The sequence below is a fragment of the Streptomyces sp. AB3(2024) genome (assembly GCF_041862025.1).
In the GTDB taxonomy this organism is placed as follows: domain Bacteria; phylum Actinomycetota; class Actinomycetes; order Streptomycetales; family Streptomycetaceae; genus Streptomyces.
In genome coordinates this window covers 1-13,680 of record NZ_JBGWAB010000029.1, presented here as the reverse complement: position 1 = coordinate 13,680, position 13,680 = coordinate 1, and the positions used below count along the sequence as shown (strand labels likewise).

Genomic DNA, 13,680 nt, shown 5'->3' with positions numbered 1-13,680 from the left:
GACGGGGGGTGGTGGCGCCGGGTGACGGGCGGGGCGTCAGGCCGGTACGTGTTCCCCGCGGGCCGGGGAGCAGCTGTGCATGGGCATCTCGGTCAGACCGGGGAAGTACACGTGGAGGCTGACGGCTCCGTCGAGGGTGTCGTTGACGACCTCGTGGGAGTAGCCGGGGGCGAAGACGCGCTGGGAGCCGGGGCCGAGGGCGAGCGGGCCGCGGGCGCTGTGCTCGGTGAGCTCGCCGTCCAGGACGGTCAGCACGCCGGAGGAGCCGCCGTGGCCGTGGCGGCCGCTGCCCTGGCCGGGGACCCAGCTGAGCAGCCAGACCTCGTAGCCGGGGCCGGTGCGCAGGCGGTGGTACCAGCGGGTGGTGGCGTCGTAGCGGACCAGGTGCTCCCAGCTCCCGCGGTCCTGCGCGATGGACCGGGCGAGGCCCACGAACTCGGCGACGGTGGCCGGGTGTTCGCGGGCGGGCTGCAGGAGGTGCTGGACGGAGAGGATGTCGCCGGCGATCTGGAGGTCGCTCTCGATCACGGGGGCCGTGGCAGCGGCCGTGGCGGCGGCGGCGGGGGTGGTGGGAGCGGTGGCGGCGGGGGCGCTGTTCATCGTGGGGGTGTCCTCGACGGATGTCAGTCGTGCGGGGCGGTTGCTGTGGGGGAGTAGCCGGTGCATCGGACGGAGCCGGGGCTCCGGAGGCATCAACAGCTGCAACAGCAACAGCGAACCTGGGCAGCGCACAGGAACCCACGAATGGGGGTCCGGGTGGCGGCTGCGGGCGCTGACATGCGTACAAGGAGAACGGGGAAAGGGGTGGACTGTCAACCCAATGTCCGGTTTGAGGGAAAAGTTTCACCTCATCCGGTTACCGTGCGCGGAGAAAGGTTTGTGCAGTCGGGTCCAGGGGATGTGCCGTTCAGTCCCGCCCGAGCCGCCTTCAAACCCGTTGCCCGCACTCGTAACCGGAATGTGATCCGCGCCGCATCTTCGGCCGAATCGCAACCCTGCCCCGGAGCGATTCGTCGGCAACGAGAGGGGGTGGCGCTCGCGCGACACCTGAGCCATGTGTCACGATTTTTGGCGATATGAACACTTTCTGCATAGGCTTGGTTCCGCAGAGTGAATAAGGCGCCCAATAGCAGATCTCGGCTTGACTGCGCCGGAGCCACGCACTTGTAATTTCACTCGTGTCGTTACCTGGCGATCAGTAACGGCAACACCACGGGGACGCACAGAAGAGCGAGGGGCGCACATGACCGAGCTGTTTCAGGAACTGCTGGTCGAGGAGGCGGACGAGGAGCTCGGATGGCAGGAGCGCGCGCTGTGCGCCCAGACCGACCCCGAGTCCTTCTTTCCGGAGAAGGGCGGCTCCACCCGCGAGGCCAAGAAGGTCTGCCTGGCCTGTGAAGTCCGGTCCGAATGCCTGGAGTACGCCCTCGCCAACGACGAGCGATTCGGCATCTGGGGCGGCCTCTCCGAGCGCGAGCGCCGCAGGCTGAAGAAGGCGGCGGTCTGATCCGGCCGCACCGGCCGCACCGCCCCCGCCGGGACACCCGTCCCGCCGCCCACCCCATACCCGAGGGCCCGGCCCCCACGGAGCCAGGCCCACCGCGCACCACCGCACACCGCACGACGCGCACCACCGGTCCACAGAGCAAACGGTCCGCCTCCCGCACCTTCCCCGCAGGAGGCGGACCGTCGCGTTCCGGGCCCTGCGCGGGCGGGGCGGACCGTCGCGTTCCCGGCCCCGCGCACACGAGGCGGACCGTCCCCTTCCCAGCCGTTAGGGTGGGGCGCTGTCCAGCAGCCTCCGAGGGCACACCACCCCCGGATCCCCGGCCGGAGGGCCCGTACCGCGATGTCCCTGCACAGCAACTCGACGGCCTCCCACCAGGCAGCCGCCACCCCCGAGTTCCCCCGGCACGTCGTCACCGCGGTCCTCGTCGCCCACGACGGAGCCCGCTGGCTGCCCCAGACCCTCACCGGCCTCCTCGCCCAGGAACGCCCCGCGCAGAGCCACGTCGCCGCCGACACCGGCAGTGCCGACGACTCCGCGCGCCTGCTCGACCAGGCCTTCGGCGACGACCGCGTCCTGCACCTCGCCCGGCGCACCGGCTTCGGCGCCGCCGTCGACGAAGCCGTCCGCAGCGCGCCCGTCCTGACCGCCGAGGAGCTCCCGTACCTCAATCGGCCCAGCGGCTGGGACCCCGTCAGCCGCACCTGGCGCGACGACGCCTACGACCTCCCCGACCTCCCCCACGGCGAACCCGTCCAGTGGCTCTGGCTGCTCCACGACGACAGCGCCCCCGAACCCGACGCCCTCGCCGAGCTCCTGCGCGTCGCCGACGAGAACCCCGACGCCGCCGTCATCGGCCCCAAACTGCGCGGCTGGTACGACAAGAAGCAGCTCCTCGAAGCCGGCGTCACCATCGCCCGCAGCGGCCGCCGCTGGACCGGCCTCGACCGCCGCGAACAGGACCAGGGCCAGCACGACCAGGTCCGCCCCGTCCTGTCCGTCTCCACCGCCGGCATGCTCGTGCGCCGCGACGTCTACGACGCCCTCGGCGGCTTCGACCGCCGCCTGCCCCTCATGCGCGACGACGTCGACCTGTGCTGGCGCGCCCACAGCGCCGGCCACACCGTCCTCGTCGCCCCCGACGCCGTCCTGCGCCACGCCGAGGCCGCCGCCCGCGAACGCCGCACCGTCGACTGCGCCGGCCGCTCCGCCGTCGACCCCCACCGCGTAGACAAGGCCGGCGCCGTCTACACCCTGCTGGCCAACTGCTCCGGCCGCGCCCTGCCCTACGTCCTGCTGCGCCTGGTCCTCGCCACCCTCCTGCGCACCCTCGGCTACCTCGTCGGCAAGGCCCCCGGCCAGGCCGTCGACGAGTTCACCGGCCTCCTCGCCACCCTGCTGCGCCCCGGCCGGATCCTCGCCGCCCGCAGGGCCCGCCGCCGGCCCGCCGTCCCCGCCGCCGACCTGCGTCCCCTCTTCCCCCCGCCCGGAGCCACCCTGCGGGCGGGGGCCGAACAGCTCGCCGGCCACTTCGGCTCCGGCCAGGGCGCCGACACCGCCCCCGCCGGACGGCACGGCGGAGCCGTCGAATCCGGACCCGGCGGCGACGACGCCGACTACCTGGAGATCGAACAGTTCGGCCGGCTCAAGCGGATCGCCCGCCGGCCCGCCCCCGTCCTCTTCGCCCTCCTCCTGCTGGTCTCCCTCGCCGCCTGCCGCGCCCTGATCGGCGGCGGCGCCCTGATGGGCGGCGCCCTCCTCCCCGCCCCGCCCGGCGCCCTCGACCTGTGGCACGCCTACACCGGCGACTGGCAGCCCGTCGGCGTCGGCACCACCGCCGGGGCACCCCCCTACCTCGCGGTCCTCGCCGCCTTCGCCGCGCCGCTGCTCGGCTCCACCAAGGCCGCCCTGACCCTGCTGCTCGTCTGCTCCGTCCCCCTCTGCGGGCTCACCGCCTACTTCGCCTCCCGCCCCCTCGTCACCTCCCGCCTGCTGCGCGCCTGGGCCGCCGTCGCCTACGCCTTCCTGCCCGCCGTCACCGGAGCCCTCGCCGGGGGCCGCCTGGGCACCGCCGTCCTCGCCGTCCTGCTGCCGCTCCTCGCCCGCTCCGCCGTCGCCGCCTTCGGCCTCGCCGACCGCGAGAGCACCGGATCCTGGCGGGCCGTGTGGACGTACACCCTGCTGCTGACCCTGACCATCGCCTTCACCCCCGTCGTGTGGCCGCTCGCCGCCGTCCTGGGCACGGGCGCGCTCCTCGTGCGCCGCGCTCGCTGGAAGGCGTACGCCCCCCGGCTGCTCGCCACCCTCGCCGTCCCCCTGGCCGTACTCGCGCCCTGGTCCCTGGGCCTGCTCACCCACCCCGCCCGCTTCCTGCGCGAGGCCGGACTGCCCTACGGCAGCGGCTCCGCCACCGCCCTCGGCCTGCTCGGCGCCAGCCCCGGCGGCCCCGGCACCACCGGCGGACTGCTCTTCGCCGGGACCGTCCTCGCCGCCCTGGCCGCACTGCTGCGCGCCGACCGGCGCTTCGCCGTGGCCGTCGCCTGGACCACCGCCCTGGCCGCCCTGTTCCTCGCCGTCCTCCTCAACCGCGACGGCTGGGCGGGCCCCGCGACCCTCGTCCAGGGACTCGCGCTGATCGCGGCCGCCCTGCTCGGCGCCGACGGCGCCCGGGAGCGGGTCGCCGCCCGCAGCTTCGGCTGGCGCCAGCCGCTCGCCGCCCTCGTCGCCCTCGGCGCGGCCCTCGGCCCGCTGCTCCTCGCCGCCGTCTGGACCGTCGCCGGGGCCGACGGACCGCTGGGACGCCGCGACCCCGTCCAGGTCCCGGCCTTCGTCGCCGCCCAGTCCGACGACAGCAACCGCACCCGCACCCTCGTCCTCGGCGGCGACTCGCCCGCCACGGTCTCCTACACCCTGGTCCGCGGCTCCGGCGTCCGCCTCGGCGACGCCGAACTCCTCGCCGAGGCGGGCTCCGAACCCCGCCTCGCCCAGGCCGTCTCCAGCCTGGTCTCCGGCTCCGGAGCCGACCAGTCCGAGCAGCTCGGCGCGTTCGCCGTCCGCTACGTGATGATCCCGCCCGGCGGCTCCCCCGCGATGCGCCGCACCCTCGACGGGACCCCCGGCCTGCGCCAGCGCCACCAGGACGACGGCACCGCCATCTGGGAGGTCCAGCGGCTACCCGCCCGCGTCGCGATCCTCCCCGGCAAGCAGGGCCAGGCCACCGTCGCCGTCGACGCCGGACCCGTCGAGGCCCACGCCAAGATCCCGGCCGGCGAGGAGGGCCGCACCCTGCGCGTCGCCGACCGCGCCGATCCGGGCTGGCACGCCACCCTCGACGGCAAGCCCCTCAAGCCCAAGGCCCTCGAAGGCCGCGACGGATGGGCACAGGGCTTCGCCCTCCCCAGGGAGGGCGGCCGCCTCGCCCTCGTCCACACCGACTCCCTGGCCCGCGACGCCTGGCACTGGACCCAGGGGGTCCTCGCACTGGTGCTGCTGGTGATGGCCCTGCCCGGCCGCCGCGCCCGCCTCGACGACGACCTGCCCGAGGAGGACGCCGCCGCCCCCGCCGGGGACCGCGGCGGCGCGAGCGTGCCCGGACAGGGCCGCCGCGCCCGCCGGGCCGCCCCCGCGGAGCCCGCGCCCGAGCCGGCCCCCGCCGAGGCCGTCGTCGACCCGTACGCGCAGATCCCGGCGCAGCAGGTGTACGGGGAGGAGTCGTACGCCTACCAGGAGCCCTGGTCCCCGTCCCCGTCCCCGTCCCCGTCCCCGTACGGGGACGGGCAGCAGCAGCCGGCGGAGCGCGGCGACCCGTACACCCAGCAGTACGCCCAGCCCTACACCCAGCCCTACGCCGCCCCGCCGCACCCGGACGCGCGGCAGCCGTACGACCAGCGGCAGCAGTTCGGCTTCCCGCCGCAGCAGCAGCCCCACCCGTACGAGTACGACCAGCAGCCGTACGACACCTACGGACAGCACGACCCGCGTCCGGACGGGAGCCCCCAGCAGTGAAGCAGCGCGCCCCCCTCACGTTCGCGGCCGTGACCGCGGCCCTGGCCGCCGCCTGCGGCCTGGCCGTCCTCACCGCCCCCGCCGCCGCCCCGGCCGGGGGCACCGGCGGCCCGCCCGCCGCCCGCATGCCCGTGGAGCGGTCCGTGCTGGTGTGCCCGGCGCCCAGCTCCTCCGACATCGCCGAGACCACGTACACCTCCCTCACCCCCGGCAAGGGCGCCGGCAAGGGCACGGCCCGGCTGCTGACCAAGGACGGCAAGACGGTCCTGCAGCCCAAGGAGCCCGGCAGGCCCGTCGGCGCCACCGCCTCCGGAGCCGAGGCGCCCGCACTGACCGGCACCGCCGACGGGGTCCTCGCCCCCGGCTGGACCGCCCAGCAGACCACCAAGGTCGCGGTCGGCCAGGCCCGCGGCCTGCTCGGCGTGGCCTGCACCGCGCCCGGCACCGACTTCTGGTTCCCCGGTGTCAGCACCGCCAAGGGCCGCCAGGACTACATCCACCTCACCAACCCGGACGACACCGTCGCCGAGGTGGACGTCAAGCTGTACGGCCCCGACGGGCTCGTCAAGGGCAAGCCCGGCACCGCCGACACCGTCATCGCGGTCGACCCCCGCTCCACCATCAAGGTGCTGCTGTCCTCCCTCGCCCCCGATGCCCCGCTCACCGACGTCACCGCGCACGTGACGACCGGCTCGGGCCGGGTCGGCGCCTCCGCGCAGATCGGCGAGGACGGGGTGGGCGCCGACTGGCTGCCCGCCTCGGCCGGACCGGCGGGCTCCGCCGTCCTGCCCGGCATCCCCGCCGACGCCACCTCCGTACGCCTGATCGCCTTCGCCCCCGGCGAGGACGACGCCGACCTGCGCCTGAAGCTGGCCGGCCCCACCGGCTCCATCAGCCCGGCGGGCGCCGAGCAGCTGCACCTCAAGGCGGGCATGACCGCGAGCGTGGACCTCAAGGACGTGACCCGCGGCGAGGCGGGCTCCCTGCTGCTGGCCCCCGCCGACCCGAAGAAGGCCGTACCCGTCGTCGCCGCCCTGCGCGTGGTGCGCGGTACCGGGACCAAGCAGGAACTGGGCTTCATCCCCGCCGCCGCCCCCGTGGGCGCGCGGGCCACCGTCGCCGACGACCGCGTCGACGACAAGGCCACCGCCCTGGCCCTCACCGCCTCGGGCGGCGCCGACGCGAAGGTCCGCGTCACCGCCTCCGCCGGGACCGAAGGCGGCGAGAGCGCCGTCAAGGAGGTCACCGTCAAGGCGGGCACCACCCTCGCGCTGTCACCGCCGCCGGCCCCCGCGGGCGGCAAGGGCGCCTACGCCCTGACCCTGGAGACCCTCTCCGGCGGCCCCGTCCACGCGGCCCGCACCCTGACCCTCCCGCACGAGGGCATCCCGATGTTCACCATCCAGACCTTCGGCGACGACCACTCCACCGTCTCGGTGCCCCGCGCCGTCGAGGACCCCTCGATCCTCGTCCGCTGACCACCGTCCCGGTACGGGCCTCAGTCCTGCCCGTACCGGGGGTCCACGGTCTCCGGGGACAGCCCCAGCAGCTCCGCCACCTGCTCGACCACGATCTCGTGCACCAGCAGCGCCCGCTCGTCCCGCGTCTTCGCCCGGATCTCCACCGGCCGCCGGAACACCACGATCCGGGCCGGCCGCCCGTCCCGGGCCTCCACCAGCCCGCCCAGCGGCACCGCCTCGTCGTTCCACCCGGCGTCGGGCCCGCCCGGCGGCCCCGGTACGTCCGCGATCACGAACTCCACCTCGGCGAGCTGCGCCCAGCGCCGCTCCAGCCGCTCCACGGAATCCCGTACGAGATCACCGAACAGCTCCGCCCGGCTCGCCGACAGCGGTACCTGCGGCGGCGCGAGCGGCCCCCGCATCCCCCGGCCGTGCCGGTCGCGCCGCCGCGGCCGCGGCTCGTGGGGGGTCTCGGCGGAAGGAACGGGGCGGGGAGGAAGGGAGCTGTCCGTCACCCCCGCAGGGTAGCCCTCACCCCACCTCCCGGAAGGGCCCCGATCCGGTCACGGCCCGGTGTCGCGGCGGTGTCACATCCCGAACGACCCGGCCGGGACCGGGTACCGGCGCGGACCCGAGAGCCCCCGCCGCACCCGTCGCAGGAGGCGACACGGGGGACCGGCCGGGGGGCGAGTCGTCGCGGCCCGGTCAAGAGTGCGGTACCGTCCAACGTCGTGAGCCTTGTACGTCGCTGTTCGCGCACCGCGTGCGGCCGCCCTGCCGTCGCCACACTGACGTACGTCTACGCCGACTCGACCGCAGTTCTCGGCCCGCTCGCCACCTATGCCGAACCCCACTGCTACGACCTGTGCGCCGAGCATTCCGAGCGCCTGACCGCCCCGCGCGGCTGGGACGTCGTCCGCCTGTCGGACGGCTCCGGCCCGTCCCGCCCCAGCGGTGACGACCTGGAAGCCCTCGCGAACGCCGTGCGCGAGGCGGCCCGTCCGCCGGAGCGCGCGGCCGAAGCGGGTGGTTCCGGTCAAGGTCCGCAGGTGACCGGCGAGACGCGCCGCGGACACCTGCGCGTCCTGCGTTCGCCCGACTCCTGACACCGGGTTCGTCTGAAAAGCCGCTCTGTGCACAGGGTAGGTTTGCTCCACCGCACAGAACCTTCAGGAGGGCAGGCAGTGGCCGCAGATCTTTCGAACATCGTCAAGGCATACGACGTACGCGGCGTCGTACCGGACGAGTGGGACGAGCCCCTGGCCGAGCTGTTCGGTGCTGCGTTCGTCGAGGTCACCGGCGCCACGGCGATCGTCGTCGGTCACGACATGCGGCCCTCCTCCCCCGGCCTGTCGGCCGCCTTCGCCCGGGGCGCCAGCGCCCGCGGCGTGGACGTCACCCTGATCGGGCTGTGCTCCACCGACCAGCTGTACTACGCCTCCGGCAAGCTGGACCTGCCCGGTGCGATGTTCACGGCCTCCCACAACCCGGCCCAGTACAACGGCATCAAGCTCTGCCGGGCCGGCGCCGCCCCCGTGGGCCAGGACACCGGCCTCGCCACCATCCGCGAGCTCGCCGAGAAGTGGACCGACGAGGGCGCCCCGGCGATCCCCGCCGGCACCGCCGCGGGCACCGTCACCGAGCTGGACAGCCTCCCCGGCTACGCCGAGCACCTCAAGGGCCTGGTCGACCTCACCTCGATCCGCCCCCTCAAGGTCGTCGTCGACGCGGGCAACGGCATGGGCGGCCACACCGTCCCCACGGTCTTCGAGGGCCTCCCGCTGGACCTCGTCCCCATGTACTTCGAGCTGGACGGGACCTTCCCGAACCACGAGGCCAACCCCCTCGACCCGAAGAACATCGTGGACCTCCAGGCCCGCGTGATCGCCGAGGGCGCCGACCTCGGCCTCGCCTTCGACGGTGACGCCGACCGCTGCTTCGTCGTCGACGAACGCGGCGAGGGCGTCTCTCCGTCGGCCATCACCGCCCTGGTCGCGGCCCGCGAGCTGGCCCGCAACGGCGGCACCGGCACCGTCATCCACAACCTGATCACCTCGTGGTCCGTCCCGGAGGTCGTCCGCGAGAAGGGCGGCACCCCGGTCCGCACCCGCGTCGGCCACTCCTTCATCAAGGCGGAGATGGCCTCCTCGGGCGCCATCTTCGGCGGCGAGCACTCGGCGCACTACTACTTCAAGGACTTCTGGAACGCGGACACGGGCATGCTCGCCGCGCTCCACGTCCTCGCGGCCCTGGGCGGCCAGGAGGGCACCCTGTCCGCGCTGGTCGCCGAGTACGACCGCTACGTCGGCTCCGGCGAGATCAACTCCACCGTCGCCGACCAGGCCGGCCGCACGGCCGCCGTCAAGGCCGCGTACGCCTCCCAGGAGGGCGTGACCTTCGACGAGCTCGACGGCCTGACCGTCTCGGCCGCCGACTGGTGGTTCAACCTGCGCCCCTCGAACACCGAGCCGCTCCTGCGCCTCAACGTCGAGGCCCGCGACGAGGCCACCCTGGCCAAGGTCCGCGACGAGGTCCTCGCCCTCGTCCGCGCCTGAGGTTCCCCTCCCGGCGCCGGCCGAAGCCGGTGCCGGGCACGGCGAAGCACAGCCCCGCCAGGGGCACCTCCCAGCGGTAGCTGGGGGAGTTTGAGGCGCGGGGGTCCGGGGGCAGAGCCCCCGGAAACGGACCCGCACCCGCCGCGGTTCCCGGGCCGCCCTCCCGGGGGCGGCCCGGCCCCCGGGGCCGACAGGCCCCACCCCCCACCTCAAGCCGCACCGCAGGTGACTCGGCGGTACGCTGACCACGCCCGATCCGCGATCCGCGACCCGCATCCCCGAAGGGAACCGCCCCATGCCGCTCGAAGCCGGCCTGCTGGAGATCCTCGCCTGCCCCGCCTGCCACGCCCCCCTCCGGGACAACTCGGCGGACGAGACGGCACCCGAGCTGATCTGCACCGGCCAGGACTGCGGCCTCGCGTACCCGGTCCGCGACGGCATCCCGGTCCTCCTCGTGGACGAGGCCCGCCGCCCCGCGTAGCCCCTTCCGCCGCACCGCCCGACCCGCGCAGCGCAGACCGCACACGCCGTCAACACCGCCGGAGGCCGCCATGCTCGACGAGCCACTCCTCGACGCACCGGACGATCTCGCCCGTGCCGACCGCCGCGGCCTCCTCCGCGGCGCCGCCGACGCCGGGGCGAGGGTCCGCACCGCCGCCCGGCACGCGACCGAGGCGGGCCTGGCGGACCTGCGCCCCGACGGGCGCCCCCGGTGCGTCCTCATCGCCGGCCCCGGCACCGCGGCCACCGGCGTCGCCGACCTCCTCGGCGCCCTCGCCGGAGCCTCCGCCCCGGTGATCCGGCTGCACCCGACCGGCGTCGCGCACGCCGCCGGGGCCCTGCGCTGGGCGCTGCCCGGCTGGGCGGGACCGGTGGACCTGCTCCTCATCGTCACCACCGACGGCACCGAACCCAGCCTCGCCGTCCTCGCCGAGCAGGCCTACCGGCGCGGCAGCTCCGTGGTCGCCGTCGCCCCCGAGCGCTCCCCGCTGAGCGAGGCGGTGGACGGCGCGCACGGGGTCCTCGTACCGATGGCCAAGGCCCCGTACCAGGAGTACGACGAGTCCGCCGCGGCCGGCCCCGGCGCCCTGTGGGCCCTGCTGACCCCGCTGCTGGTCCTCCTGGACAAGGTCGGGCTGGTCTCCGCCGCCCCGGACACCCTCCAGCTCGTCGCCGACCGGCTCGACCGCACCGCCGAGCGCTGCGGCCCCGCCATCGCCACCTACTCCAACCCGGCCAAGACCCTAGCCGCAGAGCTCGCCGACTCCCTGCCGCTCATCTGGAGCGAGGGCGCCGGAGCCGGTCCCGCCGGCCGCCGCTTCGCCGCCACCCTCGCCGAACTGGCCGGCCGCCCCGCGCTCGCGGCCGACCTCCCCGAGGCCCTGCCCGCCCACGGGGTCCTGCTCGCCGGGGCCTTCGCCGCCGGAGCCGACCCCGAGGACTTCTTCCGCGACCGCGTGGAGGAGCCCCAGACCCTGCGCGCCCGCGTCGTCCTGCTGCGCGACCGGCCCACCGGAGGCCTCTCCGCCGCTCCCGCCGCCCGCGAGCTCGCCCTCAGCCACGACACGGCCATCAGCGAGCTCGAACCCGAGGAGGGCACCGAGCTGGAACGGCTCGCCGAGCTCCTCGCCGTCACCGACTTCGCCACCGCCTACCTGGCGCTGGCGTCCCGGGGACACAGCTGAGGCACACACCCGTGCCCGCACCGCACCAGATCCAGGAAGACGACGATGGACCGCCTGACGAACACGATCCGCCCCTACGCGTGGGGATCCACCACCGCGATCCCGGCCCTCCTCGGGGTCGAGCCCACCGGTGAGCCCCAGGCCGAGATGTGGATGGGCGCCCACCCCGGCGCCCCCTCCCGCCTCGACCGCGGAGCGGGCTGGACCACCCTGTCGGCCGTCATCGCCGCCGACCCCGAGGGCGAACTCGGCTCCGCCGCCGTCGCGAAGTTCGGCCCCGCCCTGCCGTTCCTCCTGAAGATCCTCGCCGCCGGGGCCCCCCTCTCCCTCCAGGTCCACCCCGACCTCGCCCAGGCACGGGCCGGCTTCGAGGACGAGGAGCGCCGGGGCGTCCCGATCGACGCGGGCCACCGCAACTACAAGGACGCGAACCACAAGCCCGAGCTGATCTGCGCCCTCACCCCCTTCGACGGCCTGTGCGGCTTCCGGCCGCCGCGGGAGGCCGCCGACCTCCTCGAAGGCCTCGGCGTCGACTCCCTGAAGCCGTACGTCGACCTCCTGCGCGCCCACCCCGAAGAGGCGGCCCTGCGCGAGGTCCTCACCGCCGTCCTCGCCGCCGACCGCGAGGAGACGGCCCGCACCGTCGCCGAGACCGCGGCCGCCGCCGAGCGCCTCGGCGGCCCCTACGCGCCGTACGCCGGCCTCGTCCACGACTACCCCGGCGACCCCGGCGTGATCGCGGCCATGCTCCTCAACCACGTCCGGCTCCAGCCCGGCGAGGCCATGTTCCTCGGCGCCGGAATCCCGCACGCCTACCTCGACGGCCTCGGCGTCGAGCTCATGGCCAACTCGGACAACGTGCTGCGCTGCGGCCTCACCCCCAAGCACGTCGACGTCCCCGAGCTGCTCAAGGTCGTCGTCTTCGAGCCCAGCGCCCCGGGCGTCCTGCGTCCCGAAGGCGGCGCCGAGGAGGTCTACGAGACCCCCGTCGACGAGTTCCGCCTCTCCCGCTTCGTCCTGGCCCCCGGCGGCGCCCCCCACACCCTCCCGGACGCCGCCCCCCAGGTCCTGCTCTGCACCGCCGGGGCCCCGGCGGCCGGCGAACTGACCCTCGCCCCCGGTGAATCGGTCTTCGTCCCCGCAGGCGAAAAGGTCGAACTGTCCGGTTCTGGTACGGTCTTCCGCGCCACTCTGGTCCTCTGACGTAGCGTCGGCCGCACAGGCAGCTGCAACAATGTGCGGCCGTAGTCAGTGGCTAGGAAGGGACATCGGCACCCATGAGCGCGTCGGGCGGTACCAGGGCGATCGTGGCGGCACTCGCCGCCAACCTCGCCATCGCTGTAGCCAAGTTCGTGGCATTCCTCATCAGCACGTCCTCGTCGATGCTCGCCGAAAGCGTCCACTCGCTGGCCGACTCCGGGAACCAGGCCCTGCTGCTCCTCGGCGGGAAGAAGGCCAAGCGCGAGGCGACCCCCCAGCACCCCTTCGGGTACGGGCGGGAACGCTACATCTACGCCTTCCTCGTCTCCATCGTCCTGTTCACCGTCGGTGGCATGTTCGCCCTCTACGAGGGCTACGAGAAGATCCACGACCCGCACCCGATCAAGGCCTGGTACTGGCCCGTCGGCGTCCTCGTCTTCGCGATCGTCGCCGAGAGCTTCTCCTTCCGCACCGCGATCAAGGAGTCCAACGAGATCCGCGGCAACCAGACCTGGGCCCAGTTCATCAAGCGCGCCAAGGCCCCCGAACTGCCGGTGGTGCTCCTGGAGGACTTCGGCGCGCTCATCGGCCTCGTCCTCGCCCTCGTCGGCGTGGGCCTCGCCCTGCTCACCGGCAACGGCGTCTGGGACGGCGTCGGCACCGTGTGCATCGGCGTACTGCTGATCGTCATCGCCATCGTGCTCGCCCTGGAGACCAAGTCCCTGCTCCTCGGCGAGGCCGCGGGCACCGAAGAGGTCGAGAAGATCAAGGCCGCCCTCGTCGACGGGGACACCGTCACCCGCGTGATCCACATGCGGACCCTGCACCTCGGCCCCGAGGAACTCCTCGTCGCCGCCAAGATCGCCGTCCAGCACGACGACACCGCGGCCGAGGTGGCCAACGCCATCAACGCCGCCGAGGCCCGCATCCGCGCGGCCGTCCCGATCGCCCGCGTGATCTACCTGGAGCCGGACATCTACCAGCCCGAGGCCGCCAAGGCCGACGGGAACTGACCCGGGTCCGGACACAGGGAGGCCCCCGCAGCTCACCGAGCCGCGGGGGCCTCCGCATGTCCTTGCGGGGGGTCGTCCTGCGGTCCTACGAGGGCACGTCCGCGCGCCCACCGGGCCCGACCGGCGCCTGCGCGTCCTCCGGACCCGGCTGCGCGACGACGGGCGCCTGCTTGCCGGCCCCCTCACCGCCGCCCCCGCCCGGTCCCGGCTGCGCCGCCGCCGGAGGGGGGATCGCGGCGGGCACCGCGGCTGCCC

The 13,680-nt window shown here is 74.7% G+C and carries 11 protein-coding genes; 9 read left to right on the top strand and 2 right to left on the bottom strand.

Annotated features, from left to right (window positions below):
• Nucleotides 1–36: 36 nt before the first annotated feature.
• The gene (locus ACEPPI_RS14775; RefSeq protein WP_373915676.1) at nt 37–600 is read right to left on the bottom strand and encodes a cysteine dioxygenase; all 564 of its coding nucleotides are present in this window, start codon (nt 598–600) and stop codon (nt 37–39) included.
• Between the two features lie 643 nt (nt 601–1,243).
• Here ACEPPI_RS14775 and ACEPPI_RS14770 point away from each other — a divergent pair.
• The 3 genes from ACEPPI_RS14770 (at nt 1,244) to ACEPPI_RS14760 (ending at nt 6,990) form a co-directional block, all read left to right on the top strand.
• Entirely contained in the window at nt 1,244–1,507 is a 264-nt protein-coding gene (locus tag ACEPPI_RS14770; RefSeq protein WP_003983763.1) for a WhiB family transcriptional regulator, read from the top strand.
• A gap of 342 nt (nt 1,508–1,849) precedes the next feature.
• Nucleotides 1,850–5,512 (top strand): glycosyltransferase family 2 protein, encoded by a 3,663-nt coding sequence (locus ACEPPI_RS14765; RefSeq protein WP_373915675.1) that lies wholly within the window; start codon nt 1,850–1,852, stop codon nt 5,510–5,512.
• The gene (locus ACEPPI_RS14760; RefSeq protein ID WP_373915674.1) at nt 5,509–6,990 is read left to right on the top strand and encodes a DUF5719 family protein; all 1,482 of its coding nucleotides are present in this window, start codon (nt 5,509–5,511) and stop codon (nt 6,988–6,990) included. The genes ACEPPI_RS14765 and ACEPPI_RS14760 overlap by 4 nt, the downstream gene beginning before the upstream one ends.
• Before the next feature lie 20 nt (nt 6,991–7,010).
• Here the strand turns inward: ACEPPI_RS14760 and ACEPPI_RS14755 are convergent, their stop codons facing one another.
• Nucleotides 7,011–7,487 carry a metallopeptidase family protein gene (locus tag ACEPPI_RS14755; RefSeq protein ID WP_373915673.1) on the bottom strand — a complete coding sequence of 159 codons (477 nt, stop codon included), beginning with the start codon at nt 7,485–7,487 and terminating at the stop codon, nt 7,011–7,013.
• A gap of 216 nt (nt 7,488–7,703) precedes the next feature.
• Here ACEPPI_RS14755 and ACEPPI_RS14750 point away from each other — a divergent pair, with 216 nt between their 5' ends.
• The 6 genes from ACEPPI_RS14750 (at nt 7,704) to ACEPPI_RS14725 (ending at nt 13,425) form a co-directional block, all read left to right on the top strand.
• The gene (locus tag ACEPPI_RS14750; protein ID WP_030231678.1) at nt 7,704–8,078 is read left to right on the top strand and encodes a DUF3499 domain-containing protein; all 375 of its coding nucleotides are present in this window, start codon (nt 7,704–7,706) and stop codon (nt 8,076–8,078) included.
• A 78-nt stretch (nt 8,079–8,156) separates the two neighbouring features.
• Complete coding sequence (locus ACEPPI_RS14745; RefSeq protein WP_373915672.1) at nt 8,157–9,527, top strand: phosphomannomutase/phosphoglucomutase; 1,371 nt, start codon at nt 8,157–8,159, stop codon at nt 9,525–9,527.
• 295 nt (nt 9,528–9,822) lie between these two features.
• A complete protein-coding gene (locus tag ACEPPI_RS14740; RefSeq protein ID WP_266839393.1) occupies nt 9,823–10,008 on the top strand; it encodes a Trm112 family protein in 186 nt (61 codons plus the stop codon).
• A gap of 70 nt (nt 10,009–10,078) precedes the next feature.
• Nucleotides 10,079–11,212 (top strand): SIS domain-containing protein, encoded by a 1,134-nt coding sequence (locus tag ACEPPI_RS14735; protein ID WP_373915671.1) that lies wholly within the window; start codon nt 10,079–10,081, stop codon nt 11,210–11,212.
• A gap of 45 nt (nt 11,213–11,257) precedes the next feature.
• Entirely contained in the window at nt 11,258–12,415 is a 1,158-nt protein-coding gene (gene manA, locus ACEPPI_RS14730) for a mannose-6-phosphate isomerase, class I (RefSeq protein ID WP_373915670.1), read from the top strand.
• A 74-nt stretch (nt 12,416–12,489) separates the two neighbouring features.
• Nucleotides 12,490–13,425: a cation diffusion facilitator family transporter gene (locus ACEPPI_RS14725; RefSeq protein ID WP_373915669.1), complete on the top strand. Its 936-nt coding sequence runs from the start codon at nt 12,490–12,492 to the stop codon at nt 13,423–13,425.
• The last annotated feature ends 255 nt before the right edge of the window (nt 13,426–13,680 follow it).

What these genes read in the sequence shown, in the direction of transcription:
- ACEPPI_RS14775 (WP_373915676.1), bottom strand. Translation starts at nt 600, where the DNA reads ATGAACAGCGCCCCCGCCGCCACCGCTCCCACCACCCCCGCCGCCGCC.
- ACEPPI_RS14770 (WP_003983763.1), top strand. Translation starts at nt 1,244, where the DNA reads ATGACCGAGCTGTTTCAGGAACTGCTGGTCGAGGAGGCGGACGAGGAG.
- ACEPPI_RS14765 (WP_373915675.1), top strand. Translation starts at nt 1,850, where the DNA reads ATGTCCCTGCACAGCAACTCGACGGCCTCCCACCAGGCAGCCGCCACC.
- ACEPPI_RS14740 (WP_266839393.1), top strand. Translation starts at nt 9,823, where the DNA reads ATGCCGCTCGAAGCCGGCCTGCTGGAGATCCTCGCCTGCCCCGCCTGC.
- ACEPPI_RS14735 (WP_373915671.1), top strand. Translation starts at nt 10,079, where the DNA reads ATGCTCGACGAGCCACTCCTCGACGCACCGGACGATCTCGCCCGTGCC.
- manA (WP_373915670.1), top strand. Translation starts at nt 11,258, where the DNA reads ATGGACCGCCTGACGAACACGATCCGCCCCTACGCGTGGGGATCCACC.
- ACEPPI_RS14725 (WP_373915669.1), top strand. Translation starts at nt 12,490, where the DNA reads ATGAGCGCGTCGGGCGGTACCAGGGCGATCGTGGCGGCACTCGCCGCC.